Source organism: Pantoea sp. X-Soil-ISGK-259, from assembly GCF_059730705.1.
In genome coordinates this window covers 372,631-386,437 of the sequence record NZ_AP035987.1, presented here as the reverse complement: position 1 = coordinate 386,437, position 13,807 = coordinate 372,631, and the positions used below count along the sequence as shown (strand labels likewise).

Annotated in this window: 14 protein-coding genes; 4 read left to right on the top strand and 10 right to left on the bottom strand. The window is 55.5% G+C overall.

All coding sequences use genetic code 11. The features are described from left to right. Window positions 1-17 precede the first annotated feature (17 nt). Entirely contained in the window at window positions 18-545 is a 528-nt protein-coding gene (locus tag AC6I77_RS20985) for a sterol desaturase family protein (protein ID WP_033762477.1), read from the top strand. Here AC6I77_RS20985 and crtB read toward each other — a convergent pair. From crtB to AC6I77_RS20955, 6 genes are all read right to left on the bottom strand, one after another. Next, window positions 484-1,413, bottom strand: coding sequence for a 15-cis-phytoene synthase CrtB (gene crtB, locus AC6I77_RS20980; RefSeq protein ID WP_039661374.1), 930 nt, complete (start codon window positions 1,411-1,413; stop codon window positions 484-486). The two genes, AC6I77_RS20985 and crtB, sit on opposite strands and share 62 nt — an antisense overlap. Continuing rightward, complete coding sequence (locus AC6I77_RS20975) at window positions 1,410-2,888, bottom strand: phytoene desaturase (protein ID WP_140033836.1); 1,479 nt, start codon at window positions 2,886-2,888, stop codon at window positions 1,410-1,412. Before AC6I77_RS20975 ends, crtB begins: the two co-directional genes overlap by 4 nt. Next, window positions 2,885-4,045 carry a lycopene beta-cyclase CrtY gene (gene crtY, locus AC6I77_RS20970; protein WP_497817304.1) on the bottom strand — a complete coding sequence of 387 codons (1,161 nt, stop codon included), beginning with the start codon at window positions 4,043-4,045 and terminating at the stop codon, window positions 2,885-2,887. Before crtY ends, AC6I77_RS20975 begins: the two co-directional genes overlap by 4 nt. Next, window positions 4,032-5,327, bottom strand: coding sequence for a glycosyltransferase (locus tag AC6I77_RS20965; protein WP_497817303.1), 1,296 nt, complete (start codon window positions 5,325-5,327; stop codon window positions 4,032-4,034). Before AC6I77_RS20965 ends, crtY begins: the two co-directional genes overlap by 14 nt. Window positions 5,328-5,336: 9 nt before the next feature. Then, entirely contained in the window at window positions 5,337-6,245 is a 909-nt protein-coding gene (locus AC6I77_RS20960) for a polyprenyl synthetase family protein (protein WP_033762527.1), read from the bottom strand. A gap of 219 nt (window positions 6,246-6,464) precedes the next feature. Beyond that, entirely contained in the window at window positions 6,465-6,995 is a 531-nt protein-coding gene (locus AC6I77_RS20955; RefSeq protein ID WP_033742868.1) for a YtfJ family protein, read from the bottom strand. A 165-nt stretch (window positions 6,996-7,160) separates the two neighbouring features. Here AC6I77_RS20955 and AC6I77_RS20950 point away from each other — a divergent pair, with 165 nt between their 5' ends. Further along, window positions 7,161-7,388, top strand: coding sequence for a hypothetical protein (locus AC6I77_RS20950; protein ID WP_003851555.1), 228 nt, complete (start codon window positions 7,161-7,163; stop codon window positions 7,386-7,388). Window positions 7,389-7,415: 27 nt separating this feature from the next. On the opposite strand, the gene AC6I77_RS20945 is transcribed toward AC6I77_RS20950, so the two are convergent. The 3 genes from AC6I77_RS20945 to AC6I77_RS20935 form a co-directional block, all read right to left on the bottom strand. Then, on the bottom strand, window positions 7,416-8,093 hold the full coding sequence (locus tag AC6I77_RS20945) for a pirin family protein (protein WP_497817302.1): 678 nt from the start codon (window positions 8,091-8,093) through the stop codon (window positions 7,416-7,418). Between the two features lie 126 nt (window positions 8,094-8,219). Next, window positions 8,220-9,950 (bottom strand): DUF2534 family protein, encoded by a 1,731-nt coding sequence (locus AC6I77_RS20940; protein ID WP_497817301.1) that lies wholly within the window; start codon window positions 9,948-9,950, stop codon window positions 8,220-8,222. 45 nt (window positions 9,951-9,995) lie between these two features. Next, window positions 9,996-10,415 carry a DUF2946 domain-containing protein gene (locus tag AC6I77_RS20935; RefSeq protein ID WP_008924742.1) on the bottom strand — a complete coding sequence of 140 codons (420 nt, stop codon included), beginning with the start codon at window positions 10,413-10,415 and terminating at the stop codon, window positions 9,996-9,998. Window positions 10,416-10,634: 219 nt separating this feature from the next. On the opposite strand from AC6I77_RS20935, the gene AC6I77_RS20930 reads away from it, so the two are divergent. Continuing rightward, window positions 10,635-11,588, top strand: a complete 954-nt coding sequence (locus AC6I77_RS20930) for a D-2-hydroxyacid dehydrogenase (RefSeq protein WP_375150449.1) — start codon at window positions 10,635-10,637, stop codon at window positions 11,586-11,588. A 198-nt stretch (window positions 11,589-11,786) separates the two neighbouring features. After that, on the top strand, window positions 11,787-12,716 hold the full coding sequence (locus tag AC6I77_RS20925) for an Rpn family recombination-promoting nuclease/putative transposase (RefSeq protein ID WP_110411821.1): 930 nt from the start codon (window positions 11,787-11,789) through the stop codon (window positions 12,714-12,716). A 149-nt stretch (window positions 12,717-12,865) separates the two neighbouring features. Here the strand turns inward: AC6I77_RS20925 and glsB are convergent, their stop codons facing one another. Further along, on the bottom strand, window positions 12,866-13,786 hold the full coding sequence (gene glsB, locus AC6I77_RS20920) for a glutaminase B (RefSeq protein ID WP_110411820.1): 921 nt from the start codon (window positions 13,784-13,786) through the stop codon (window positions 12,866-12,868). Window positions 13,787-13,807 lie beyond the last annotated feature (21 nt).

Below are 13,807 nucleotides of genomic sequence, written 5' to 3'. Positions count from 1 at the left end.
CATGCTCGGGAGAAACTATGTTGTGGATTTGGAATGCCCTGATTGTTCTGGTCACCGTTATCGGTATGGAGATAACGGCTGCACTGGCGCACAAATATATTATGCACGGCTGGGGTTGGGGCTGGCATTTGTCACATCATGAACCCCATAAAGGCTGGTTTGAGGTTAACGACCTTTATGCAGTGGTATTCGCCTGCCTGTCGATTTTGCTCATTTATCTGGGCAGCACAGGTGTCTGGCCGTTGCAGTGGATTGGCGCGGGGATGACGCTTTACGGTTTGCTCTATTTTATCGTGCATGATGGCCTGGTTCATCAACGCTGGCCGTTCCGCTATGTTCCGCGCCGGGGTTATCTGCGCAGACTTTATATGGCGCACCGCATGCATCATGCTGTACGTGGCAAAGAGGACTGCGTCTCGTTTGGTTTCCTTTATGCGCCGCCGTTGTCAAAACTGCAGGCGACGCTGCGGGAACGTCACGGTGTTAAACGGGGCGCTGCCAGAGGTAAGCGGGACGTGGAGCAGGATGCGCCATCCGGGAAGTAACCGCCTGACCTGATGCCGCCACCAGCATAGCCAGTTTCTCGGGTGTGCTGGTGGACTGGCGTTGATCCCACGCCTGTGAACCCGCCTGAACAACTTTCATCCCGATTTTACGATACACCTGTTTAGCAGTAGCAATCGCCCACGCTGAGCGCAGCGGCAAACCGGGCAGTCCGGCTAACGACGACTGGTAATAGGGCTCGGCCGTCTCTACCAGCCGACGGGCCACGCGACTCAGTGCCTGGCGATTATGCGGGTCAGCCAGCGTCTCTCGTGTCAGACCCGCTTCAGTCAGCCACTCGGCGGGCAAATAGCAGCGTCCCGCTTCAGCATCTTCAACGATATCGCGCGCAATATTGGTCAGCTGAAATGCTAGCCCGAGATCACAGGCACGATCCAGCGTGGCATTGTCTCGCACGCCCATAATCTGCGCCATCATCAGACCCACCACGCCCGCGACGTGATAACAGTAGCGCAGCGTATCATCCAGCGTCTGATAGCGTGTCTCGCGAACATCCATCGCAAAACCTGCAAGATGATCAAAGGCATAAGCAGGCAGAATGTCATGCGCCATCGCCACCTCCTGAAAGGCCGCAAAGGCAGGTTCATGCATCTGTGATCCGGCATAGGCCTGACGCGTTTTCATCTCCAGCTGCGCCAGGCGCTGTTCCGCAGATTGCAGCGACGGCGTATTGTTACTGAAGCCCAGCACCTGATCGTCAATCACGTCGTCACAGTGCCGACACCAGGCGTAGAGCATCAGCACACTGCGTCGTGTTTTGGCATCAAAAAGCTTCGATGCCGTGGCGAAGCTTTTTGAACCCACTTCCATGGTTTCTACGGCATGGTCGAGCAGTGACGGACTGTTCAAGCCAAATCCTCCAGCATTAATCCTGCAGTGGCTTTGGCCGAACCAATGACGCCCGGAATACCCGCGCCCGGATGGGTGCCTGCACCGACCAGATAGAGATTTTTGATCGTCTTATCGCGGTTGTGCGGCCGGAACCAGGCGCTCTGCGTCAGGATCGGCTCCACCGAGAACGCCGAGCCCTGATAGGCATTCAACTCATCGCGAAAATCAAACGGCGTGAAGATGCGGTGCGTCACGAGCTGACTGCGCAGGCCCGGCATATAGTGCTGCTCCAGATAGTCGAAGATGCGGTCGCGCAGGCGCGGACCTTCAACACTCCAGTCGATATCGGCGGTGCCGAGATGCGGCACGGGCGCCAGCACGTAATAGCTGCCGCAGCCTTCAGGTGCCAGTGACGGATCGGTCACGCAGGGCGCATGCAGATAGAGTGAGAAGTCCTCTGCCAGCGCGTCTTTGTTGAAGATCTCATCAATTAATTCGCGGTAGCGCGGACCAAAGCAAACCGTATGGTGCGCCAGCTGATCATGATGATGATTCAGGCCAAAATAGATCACAAACAGCGAGTTACTCATGCGCTTATTTTGCAGGGTTTTCCCCTGCGCCACAGATGCCGGATGCTGGCTCAATAATTCACTATACGTGTGAACCACATCCGCGTTAGAGGCGACCGCACGGGTCGGGAATACCCGCCCGTCATCCAGATGCACGGCGGTAATTTTGTTTTCCAGCGTCTCCAGACGGGCAACGCTGGCATTCAGCTCTACTTCCCCACCCAGATCCTCAAACAGTTTCACCATGCCCTGAACCAGCGCGCCAGTGCCGCCGCGTGGGAACCAGACGCCCCATTCACGTTCCAGTGCATGAATCAGGGTGTAAATTGACGACGTGGCAAAGGGATTTCCGCCCACCAGTAGCGAGTGAAAAGAGAATGCCTGACGAAGATGTTCATCTTCAATGTAGCTTGCCACTTTGCTGTAAACACTGCGCCACGCCTGTAACTTTGCCAGCTGAGGTGCAGCACGCAACATGTCGCGGAAAGAGAGAAACGGCACAGTGCCGAGTTTCAGATAGCCTTCCGCAAACACCGCACGGGAATAGTCAAGAAAGCGCCGATAGCCTTCAACGTCACGCGGGTTAAACGCAGCAATCTGTGCTTCCAGCGCTGGCTGATCGTTGTCATAACTGAATACCTTGCCAGACTCCCAGCAGAGGCGATAAAACGGCTTGACTGGCATCAGCTCGACATAGTCAGAGAGCCTTTTGCCCGCCAGCGTGAACAGCTCTTCAATGGCGCTCGGATCGGTGATTACCGTTGGACCGGCATCAAAGGTGTAGCCCTGATCCTCATAGACATAAGCCCGGCCGCCAGGCTTGTCACGCTGTTCCAGCAGTCGGGTGGGAATACCGGACGCCTGAAGGCGAATGGCCAGAGCCAGACCACCAAAGCCTGCGCCAATTACTGTCGTTCTATTCATTGCATCGCCTGTTGACGGTGAGGAGTCATAATAGCCTGTAATGCCGCCAGTACGGGAACCGGTGGCTTGCCGCTTAGGATACGCAGCCGATCAGACAAAGTGAGTTTTCCCGCATAAAAACGGGCGATCAGATTTTCGGGAAGTCCGTAAAAACGTTGCATAACCTGCCAGCGCTGGTCAGCCGGACCCGCGAGAAACAGCATCCGGTTTAGCATGCGGAAGAAGCGCTGCTGCTGCCAGGCCTGACTGGCGAAATGCGCAATGGTGGCGTGCAGGGTTTCAGAGGTAAACGTCTGCATCTGAGCCAGCCGGTCAGCCAGCGAGACCGCCAGTGGCAGAGAGTAGCCAGTGGTAGGATGAAATAACCCGGCACGCAGACCACTGCAGGGTAAATCGCGTTTATGCCAGAAGGCAGCCACGTCGCCGGTCAGTGTAATCGGTAACGCGCCTTGCTCTTCTCGCAGTAGCTGATTCAGTTTCCAGCCCTGCTGCGCGGCATAGTCACGGATATTCTGACGGGCGCGATCGCCTTCCAGCGTGGCGTGATCAATATAGTGGGTATCTTCAATCAGCAGTGTATCGGCAGAAAACGGCAGGCTGTAGACAAAACGATAGCCTGCCTGCTGATCCACCGTTGCATCCATGATGATCGGTTCAGTCAGTCCGTGTGGTTCACTGAGCTGCCACTCCTGCCCCACGAACGACTGGAAGCCCATACGCAACGCGGTATCGGACTGATAGCCACGACCATCGATCACCGCGTCAGTGTCCAGTACGCGGCCATCCTCCAGCGTGACCGAGCGTGAAGCGATGTTCGCCACTCTGGTGTTCAGCAGCAGTTCCGACGCAAATCTGTCACGAATGACCTGCGCAAAACGCTCTGCGGTCACGCAAAAATAGCCACTGTTCAGGGAACGATGTCGTTGAGGAAAGCGCACTTCATACCCGGACCAGTGATGAACGACCAGTGGCGCAATCCAGTGATGCTGTGTTTCAGTCAGATCTTCCGCATGAAATGACCAGGTGTGATGCGCGCCTGGCTCACTTTCGGCATCAATTAAGAGAATGCGCAGGGACGGCCGCTGCTGACGCAGGCGCAAAGCAATCAGGCCGTTTGCCAGTCCCGCACCCACCAGAATAAGATCATACCGCGGCATAATCTCTCCTGTTCAGCACCGGTTTACGGGTCAGCATCGCCTGTTCGACAATGTCCGCTGCCAGTGTTGTCCCGCCCGCCTGACGAAGGGCGGTGCGCAGCGTTTTCATCTGCTCAACGTAACTCTCATCTGCCAGCAAGGTCTGGAGCTGGCGGGCCATTGAGTGGCTGGTGGTAAAGCGTGATGCGCGACGTCCGATACCGTGCCAGACCACTCTGGCCGCAACGCCTGGCTGATCAAAGGCCAGCGGGATCGCCAGAAGCGGCGTCAGGTGGTTAACTGCATCCAGCACCGTGTTCATCCCGCCGTGGGTGATGGCCAGATCGGCCTGCGCCAGAGCCGCTGCCTGATCGGCAAAATCGACCACCTGAACATGGCTGGCCTGCGCGAGTTTCTCCGCCTGAAACGGTGACAGGCGACCGCAATGCGCCAGCAATAACTGCGCGTCAATCTCCTGACAGGCACGGACGATGGTTTTAAACAGGCCGTAGCGATGACCCTGCAGGGTGCCGAGTGAAGCAAAAACCTTCGGTTTGTCGTCCTGCGTGAAATAGCGTGTCTTCGACGCAGCCGATGACGATTCCGCAGCGCGCAGAGGTCCAACCGCGTGGAAATGGTCGGGCAGGGTCTGGCGGGGAAAATCGAGTGCCGGGATAAGCTGGCTGATCTGTGCCAGCGGTGAAAAACAGTGATGCAGTTTTTCGCGCGGTGCTAATCCCATTGCATGAGCATTGCGGGCGATCACCCGATCGTGACGCCGCATCAGCCAGTCGTAGATTTTTTCACTGGTGCGATAGCGTTCGCGCGCCTGATCTGTCCCTGCATAGTCAAATGGCATCACGGCCAGCGGAAAATCTGCCTCACGGTTTAGCGGCAGCGCACAGGCAACCGAAACGAAAGGCAGATTCAGAAACTCTGCTGCCAATGCACCGGCAGGTTCCATCTGATCGACGATGACGCCATCGATCGCCAGCGTGTTCAGCACCACCGGCAATTCGCGACAGAGCATATCGGTGCTGCGCGCCATCTCATTGATCAGTTTCAGCATCGACGGGCCAAGAGGATGCGCCGCCAGCTGCAGGGTATGGGCCAGACTTCCCGCGGGATGCGAGGCTAAGCCCAGCGGGAAAAAGCCAATCCGCCGGTCAGTGAGTAGTGCGCTGACGTCCGTCTGCTGGATAAAGGTAATCTGGTGTCCGCGCGCGATTAAAGCCTGGCTAAGATGCTGAAGCGCCTGCACATGGCTATAAAAGGGCGGTGCGATGACCGCGTAGTGGCTCATGCAGCATCCTTAACTGACGGCAGCGAGTTTTTTCTCAAACCAGGCCTGAACAAAATGATGTGTGGAATAACCGTCCTGACAGGCCGAGAGCAGATGCTCGCTGGCGCAACGCAGATGGTCTCGCAGTCGTGTTTCCACTGCCTGAGGCCCAAGCAGATTCACCAGCGTCGATTTACCCTCATCCTGATGGGTATCTTTGCCGGTATCGGCCATGCCGTCGGTAAGATCGTCCAGCAGCTGGAAAGCCTGGCCGAGATTCAGTGAAAAACGGTGCAGCTCTTCGCGGGTCTCTGCAGATGCTTCTGCCACAATGGAGGCCATCTGCATTGAGGCGCAGAACAGCGTGCTGGTTTTATAGTGATTGGTCATCAGAATGGCATCAGCACTGCGTGGTTTGTCACCCTCTGAGAGATCTTTGAATTGACCCTGCACCAGTCCCTGCATACCAACCGCATGGGATAACTCCGCGACGGCGTCTGCTCGGGCGGCCGCTGTTAAGCCTTCTGCCATGGCGACCACGCCAAATGCCTTACTCAGCAGTGCAACCGCGGCCAGAATCGCCACATGTTCGCCATACTGACAGTGAATGGTCGGCCGTCCACGACGCAACTGCGCATCATCCATGCAGGGCATGTCATCCAGAATCAGGGAGGCGGCATGGACCATCTCCACTGCACAGGCGAGATCAAGCAAACCGGCGGGCGTGACGTCGCAACCGAGATCGCGCGCGGCCAGCAGCAGCAGCAGCGGACGAATACGCTTTCCCGGTGCCAGCGCACCGTCGCGCATTGCAGCGCCGACCAGGTCACGTTCACTTTCAACCGGTAAAAGCTGGTCGAGCCGTTGCTCAATCTCGTTCAACAGGCTCGCAGCCTCACTGCGGTTGAAATTGACGTGTTGTTCTGCACAGACCGTCATCATGGCTGTCCTTATCTACAGAGGAAGTCACAGCAGGTCGAAATTCTTCGATGCCATCTTCAATAATCGTCCCCGACTGCCCTTGCATAGTGGGCAGGTTTTCAAAGAACGGCGGGTAATTCCATTACAACTAAGCGTAGTTCACAGAGATAAAAATGTCGGTAAATTCAGCAGCATTCCGTGTTTAACGTCGATAATTAACGGGGCATTCTGCCTGAATCAACCCAGTAATGCGCGCAGCGTTTTTATCACGCTGGCGACATCCTCGTCAGATAATGCGCCATCTTTGGCGAAACGCACAATTCCCTTCGGATCAATGACGACCACTGACGCGTTTTCCGGCAGAAGATGCCAGCTGTGAGCGGTAACGCCACTGCTGTCGATAATGAATTGCTGCCATGGGTCAGCCTTTTTACTGGACGCAATGCTGCGCACTACAAAAATGGCACTGCCGGGCAGAGCATCGTCAGTATTGACGATGGTGGTGGTCTGGAAACGGTCTCGCGGCAGTCGGGCCTGCTGAATGGCATTGATTAAAGGCTCGCTCTGATCTTTCGCAGAGAGACGACCCGCCACATGAATCACCAGACGCACTTTTCCGGTCAGAGTCTGACTATTCCAGCGCTGATAATGAATGTCGCCCTGTTTCAGCACCATTTCGCCTTTGTCGGCGACATAGACGGTGGGGACAGGAAAACCCGTTTTCAGGGTGTGGGCAGTGGCGAAACCCGAAAAAAGAAGGGCTATCATCAATCCATAATGGCGCACAGGGTCCTCACTTCTTTTTGGTTTACGTAGGCCAGCTATCTCATCAGCAGGCAGAAGATTAGTATCACATCTATGTTTCAGATCAATAAAGGCATTTAATAACTGGAGTCAAAATAGCGGGGAAGATCTGATTACTGGAGGTGTGAAATGAGTACAACACTGATGACGCTACCTGAATTTGCCCGTTATATTGGCATCGCAACCCCAACGCTGGCGCGCGCCTTTTGCTGTCGGGGATCGCTGGGAGGCGTGCCGCTGCCACAGGCGCTGGATGATGCCCCGCTGACGCAGCGTCACTGGCTGCGCGACGATGTCTGTCAGTTTGATCATGCCTATAAACGGGTTCAGGCGAGGCAGCAACGTAAAACGCTTTAATCAGCGCGGGGATAGTCCCGCGCTTTCTTATGCAAAATTATCGGGCTTCACCAGGAAACAGACCAGATTAGCCTCACGGTCGCCCACGATTTCAATGGTGTCATCCAGCCCGCTGACTGCGTCTCCACGACCCAGACGGTGATCGCCCACGCGGATAATGCCTTCAAGCACGGTGAGATAAGCGACAAATCCCGGCATTGAAGGCACATTGAGCGTATGGTTGCGCGCCAGCAGCGTGTCGTAGATATAGACCTCCTGGCGCAGTTCCAGTGGCGCGTCAGACGTTTCTGGCCCGGCCAGTTCGGTCCAGCCGTTGGTCATAATGCCCTGGCCGCGTTCCAGCACCTGAGTCATCGCTTCCCCGCCCGGCTGTGAAGGCCGAATCACGGCCTGCAACAGCTCCGCTTCATACAGCGGCACCGACTCTTCGTACTGAACACCTTCACCCGCATTGACCACCATCACTTTCTTTGCAGAGAGCTGTGTGCGCTCGCCGTTGCTGTCCTGATGTTGCATCGAACCGCGCCAAAGGTAAGTGAACACTTCTTCATTCTGATGCTGCTGCATCGGAATCCGGGCATCCAGTTTTAACGACATCAGGTCAACACTGATCAGCGGGCTCAGGGCAGCGCCGGGCCGCTGGCGACGAACGGTGAAAGGACCGTACTCAAAAAGTTGCTCAGGATTTGCTCGCACAATGTTCATGATTAGCTCTTAAATAAAGTGACCAATAACAACGATCATAGACCTCAGACGTAAAATGAGAAGCCGGGGGATTTGCCCGGCTTCGTCAGTTATTTTGAATAATAGACAATTTGCCGTGCTGGCAGCCTACTTGCCCTGTTCGTCACTTTCACCCAGAAAGAAATACCAGAGTGGAATCGACAACAGCCCGGTAAAGACGGTGGAGTAGAGCAGGATCATCATCGCCTGAGTGATATACATAGTCAGTGACCAGTGGCTGAAAGGGATCTGATACTGATCAATCACGCCACCAATCATCGCATTTGCCATTACCGAGATGACAATCAGCGCCAGCACCGTGACGCTGCGCAGAAAATAACGCATCTCTTTACGTTTACCGGCGAAGCGCGACTGAACGATAGCCAGCGGCGACTGCTTATCCGGGGCGATTTCCACCTGAACGATAGCGGCTCGCTGCGCACTGCGCCAGCGCTGAATATCCAGCAGAATCAGCACTATCAGGCTGACACCCATAACGGGCAGGGCATAGCCCAGGGCCAGCATGACAATCAGACTGGTACCCTGTGCGTAGCGCGGCAGTGACAGCCAGGCGGACAACAGCGTCTGCGATGGGCTGAGCTGAGGAACAGCCGGGCGACGTATCCACCACATGCGGTAGCCCAGCACAATCATTGTGCAGAGACCAAAGCCAAACAGCGCCAGAATCAGCTGGTTGGGCAGGCCAAACAGCACGCCCATATGGGCATCCACGCCCCAGCGGGTCAGTTTCGCCACCAGCGGGAAGCTGGCGAACTCAACGCGATCGACCACGCTGAAATTAACCGGATTGATGGAAACTGCATCGACCTGGCTCGGCCAGCTGCGATCAATCTCTGACACTGTCCATGCCTGTTCAGCGTTCTTAGGCTGGCGCAGTTCCAGTTTCGTGGCGTGAAGTCCGGCCTGACGTGCAGCCGCCAGGGCCTGATCCCAGCTGGCATTCGGTTGGTTCAGGATCACCGGCGGCGCGGTTTTCGCTGGCATGGTCATCCCGGACATCGTCATCCCTTCCATCGCACCGCGATGGTCAGCATGGGGATTGGCGGCTTCGGCAGGAACGTTACCATTCAGCGCGGTGTTAACCTGCGGCGTTGTCCAGCCGAAGTCGCTGCGCATCTTATCAATGTTGTTGCCCGCCCACTGTGACCAGGTCAGCCCCGTGACTGAAAAGAACACCAGGCCGATGGCCAGAATCAGACCCAGCGTGACGTGCCAGTGACGCGTTGCTGCAAAGCCACTCTGCACTTTTTTACGGTGTCGTGGTGGCCGCGTGCCGGCCCATAAAACGAGTCCACCCAGCGCGGCGACCCACAGCCACGAAGCCGCCAGTTCACTGTAATTGCGACCAAAATCTCCCAGCAACAGGCCGCGATGCAGCTGATCCAGCCACATTCGCAGCGGCAACACACCGCTGGTGCCATAGACCGTCATATCGCCTTTCACCTGCAGGGTGTAGGGATCGATAAACAGCGAGCGCGACTCAGATGGACCCAACTGAGGCTCAGCAAACTGCACCCGGGTTGTATCCAGCGGGCCTGGTGCGGGACGCACGGCGTAAATGCGCGCGGACTCACCGGCACGGGCACGGGCAGCGGCAATCTGAGCTGACAGCGGTTGTGCGACACCCTGCGTGTCAGTGGTCAGGGCATCGTGGTAAATCGCCTGTTCCAGCTGCGGCGTAAGAACGTAGAGCGTACCGGTGAGAGCGGCGACGAAAATAAACGGCGCAATAAACAGGCCAATATAAAAATGCAGGCGGCGAAACAGGTTAAAAACAGTGCCACGTGGTGCAGGGGACATTTCCCGATTAGAGGACATAGCATTCCACACTTTTCAAAAGACAAAGGCGATCTGGTGACGTTGTCACGCAATCGAATCAGTTAGCAGTCGGTGTGACGCAAAACAGGGTGGCGCACGCGGTCGGTGAAGGCGCAGTAATCGTCGCCATTGCGGCGGATTAATGGCAGAAGGAGGCGGGGCGCGGCTTATCAGGCACATCCACCAGATGAACGGGATAAAGACCCAGAGCATCAGCGGCACATGAACCAGCAAATCGCAGTAACCACAGGCAAAGCCCGAACCCATCATCATCCCGTGATCCGCCATCGCCATCTCGCTGTGATGATCCATCATGGGCATCTCTGCGCTCATGGCAGAGGCATCCTGCATCATGGCGCGATGTTCAGCCAGATTTTTAGAGATCATCGGGGCAACAAACAACAGCAGCACGGCCAGTATCGCAATACCGGCTGTGAGTCGCTGTCGGATGTCAGATCTCTGCATGATTTTAACAGGCATTTGGGGTCAGAATTCAGGGCGGCAGTGTAACGCGAAGGGGATAAAAGGGTTAAATAAAGTGGCTTCTGTAGCGAGAAAATTCGCACTCTTTGAACATATTCACTTTAATTTCAGCATCATTTAACGTAGTTGTTACCACCAGAACACATACAAATAACATTAATGTTTCGGCTGCAGTTAAACCGAACCCATAAAGGATTAAGAATGAAAATTGTCATGCTGGATGGCGACACGCTGCCTGTTTCACTGCCGACCGGAAAGCAGAATGCTGACTGGGAAATTCGTGCACAGACTTCGGTCAGTGAAATCGTGTCGGCGCTTACGGGCGCCACAGTCGCGATCACCAATAAAGTGCCGTTGCGTGCCGACACCTTAAAACTCTTACCCGATCTGCGCTTTATTTGTGTCGCGGCGACCGGATATGACTGTATTGATCTCGATGCCTGTCGTACACGCGGCATTGTGGTCAGTAATGTTCCTGGTTACTCCACCCAGAGCGTTTCAGAGGCGGTTATCGCCGCGATTTTTGCCCTGCGCCGTCAGATGATGGCTTACGCCAGCAATACCCGCATCGACTGGCCGCAGGCTCAGCACTTCTGTCTGCATCGTCAGCCGATAGGGGATATTGGCGGCGCAATGCTGGGTATCGTGGGCAAGGGCGACATTGGCCAGGCAGTCGGCAGGCTGGCTAAGGCGCTGGGTATGCAGGTGCAGTACGCCGAGCGTAAAGGCAGTGACAGGGTGCGTGAGGGTTATGTCAGCTTCGAACAGATGCTCGCGACAAGCGATATTATTTCGCTTCACTGCCCGTTGAGTGACAGCACTCGTCAGATGATCGATCGTCAGGCGCTGGAGAAAATGAAACCGCATACGCTGCTAATCAATACCGCGCGCGGCGGACTGATCAACGAAGCCGACCTCGCTAAGGCGTTAAAACAGGGTGTCATTGGGGGCGCGGCGCTGGATGTGCTGAGCAGCGAGCCGCCCGCGCCCGACAATCCGCTGCTGGCGGATCTGCCAACTCTGCTGCTGACGCCGCACATTGCCTGGGCGAGTCGCAGCGGTGTGGAGAATCTGGTGACGGGCGTGATGGCCAATATCGGGGCCTTTATGCAGGGCGAGCCGGTTAATGTGGTGAGTCGGGCCTTGCGGAAATAGTTTTAATCTCTGACATGCGTTGATATTCAGAGCAACCTCGTAGAATTCAGGTGACACGTTTTACAGTGGTTATTAATCAGGCTATTAGTTTCGTTATCTCCATCAGTGACTAAACGTTGGTGCGTGACAGGAATTAGCGCCTTTTACTGGCTGACTCAGCCGTTGTAAGCGCTTCAGGAAAAGAAAGGATTCTGGCCAGTGAAAAATAAGAACAGCACGCCCACACCTCATGATGCGACATTCCGGCAATTTCTGACTCAGCCGGATATTGCCCGGGATTTTATGGCGCTGCACCTGCCGCCGGAGCTGCGCGTACGCTGTGATCTCAGCACCCTGAAGCTGGAGTCGGGGTCGTTTGTGGAGGATGACCTTCGGCAGTACTTCAGCGACGTGCTTTACAGTCTTAAAACAACCGCTGGCGATGGATATATCCATGTACTTATTGAGCATCAGTCAGCACCTGACAAACACATGGCATTTCGGCTGATGCGCTATGCAGTGGCAGCTATGCAGCGCCATCTGGAAGCCGGGCATAAGACATTGCCGCTGGTGATACCCATCCTGTTTTACACCGGCAGACGCACGCCCTATCCCTATTCGACCCGGTGGCTGGATGAGTTTGATGACCCGGTGCTGGCGGACAGGCTTTACAGCCACAGTTTTCCGCTGATCGATGTCACGGTGATTCCTGACGATGAGATCATGCAACACCGCAACATGGCGGCTCTGACCCTGTTGCAAAAGCACATCCGGCAGCGAGATCTGACAGAGCTGATGGACAGGCTGGTATCCATTTTGATGGCAGGCGATCACTCTTCATCACAGGTGATATCGCTGGTACACTACATGGTACAGGCGGGCGAAACATCAGACGCCAAAGCCTTTGTACGGGAGCTGGCACGGCGTGTGCCCCAACACGAGAACGCACTTATGACTATTGCACAACAGCTTGAGCAGATAGGTCTTGAGAAAGGCATCGAACAGGGCATCGAACAGGGACGAAAAGAAGGTGTTCGTGGCGCGAGCCTGAGAATTGCGCGTAACCTGCTGATGAATGGTATGGATCGCAACACGGTTATGCAGATGACCGGTCTGAATGAAGACGATCTGACACAAATTTCACACTAAGATATTTTTTGCACTCTGATAATTACTGGTGCCTCATGCCTCACATCGCCAGCGCGCGGCACACGGCACCCTTCAAATCAGACGGCTTTCCCGACATCCGGCAATCCCGCCGTGTTTTATGACAGCGAGCTAAATATTCACGCTCAGCATCAAAATATCGAACGTCCCAGCTTATCAGTCAGCAATTCCAGCACAGCGGTTCCCGCGAGTGAATTACCCGCGCTGTCCAGCCCAGGTGACCAGACGGCGATGCTCATCTCGCCGGGAATGATAGCAATAATTCCACCCCCCACACCTGACTTAGCTGGCATTCCGACGCGCCATGCGAACTCGCCTGCGCCATCGTACATTCCGCTGGTGATCATCAGTGCGTTTATCTGTCGGGCCTGACGTGGCGTGATCATCTGACTGCCATCCAGCGTTTTTCCCTGATTCGCCAGGTAGATAAAGGTGCGGGCCAGCTCAATGCAGTTCATTGAAAGTGAGCAATAGTGGAAATAGGTCTGCATCACGCTGGTGACATCATTATCAAAATTACCAAACGACTTCATTAACCAGGCGATGGCTGCATTACGGGCCGAGTGTTCAAATTCAGAACGGGCAACATGGCGATCATAATTAATATCGGGCTGCTGACTGAGCTGACGCACAATTTCCAGCATTCGCTGCCGTGGTGCGGTCAGACGGGTTTCCAGCAGATCGCAAATCACCAGTGCACCGGCATTGATGAAAGGGTTACGCGGCTTACCCTGTTCCAGCTCAAGCTGCACCAGCGAATTAAAAGGCTGACCTGAGGGCTCTTTGCCGACCCGCTGCCAGATTTCGCTGTCGTCATAGCGCGTCAGTGCCACAGTGAGTGAGAGCGCCTTTGAGATCGACTGAATCGAAAAGCGCGTCTCAGCATCACCCGCCTGAAAGAGGGTGCCGTCACGCAGGCAAACCGCAATCGCCAGATTATCGGCAGCCACATCGGCCAGCGCAGGAATATAGTCAGCCACTTTTCCCTGATGCACCAGTGGACGAACCTGCTTCAGGATCGCCTGCAGCAGAGCATTATTCAGTTCAGACACGCACTTTTCTCCCGTCCATTC

Excerpts from the sequence above, each read along its gene's own strand:
- AC6I77_RS20985 (WP_033762477.1), top strand. The coding sequence starts at position 18 with ATGTTGTGGATTTGGAATGCCCTGATTGTTCTGGTCACCGTTATCGGT.
- AC6I77_RS20975 (WP_140033836.1), bottom strand. The coding sequence starts at position 2,888 with ATGAATAGAACGACAGTAATTGGCGCAGGCTTTGGTGGTCTGGCTCTG.
- crtY (WP_497817304.1), bottom strand. The coding sequence starts at position 4,045 with ATGCCGCGGTATGATCTTATTCTGGTGGGTGCGGGACTGGCAAACGGC.
- AC6I77_RS20965 (WP_497817303.1), bottom strand. The coding sequence starts at position 5,327 with ATGAGCCACTACGCGGTCATCGCACCGCCCTTTTATAGCCATGTGCAG.
- AC6I77_RS20960 (WP_033762527.1), bottom strand. The coding sequence starts at position 6,245 with ATGACGGTCTGTGCAGAACAACACGTCAATTTCAACCGCAGTGAGGCT.
- AC6I77_RS20955 (WP_033742868.1), bottom strand. The coding sequence starts at position 6,995 with ATGATAGCCCTTCTTTTTTCGGGTTTCGCCACTGCCCACACCCTGAAA.
- AC6I77_RS20950 (WP_003851555.1), top strand. The coding sequence starts at position 7,161 with ATGAGTACAACACTGATGACGCTACCTGAATTTGCCCGTTATATTGGC.
- AC6I77_RS20945 (WP_497817302.1), bottom strand. The coding sequence starts at position 8,093 with ATGAACATTGTGCGAGCAAATCCTGAGCAACTTTTTGAGTACGGTCCT.
- AC6I77_RS20940 (WP_497817301.1), bottom strand. The coding sequence starts at position 9,950 with ATGTCCTCTAATCGGGAAATGTCCCCTGCACCACGTGGCACTGTTTTT.
- AC6I77_RS20935 (WP_008924742.1), bottom strand. The coding sequence starts at position 10,415 with ATGCAGAGATCTGACATCCGACAGCGACTCACAGCCGGTATTGCGATA.
- AC6I77_RS20930 (WP_375150449.1), top strand. The coding sequence starts at position 10,635 with ATGAAAATTGTCATGCTGGATGGCGACACGCTGCCTGTTTCACTGCCG.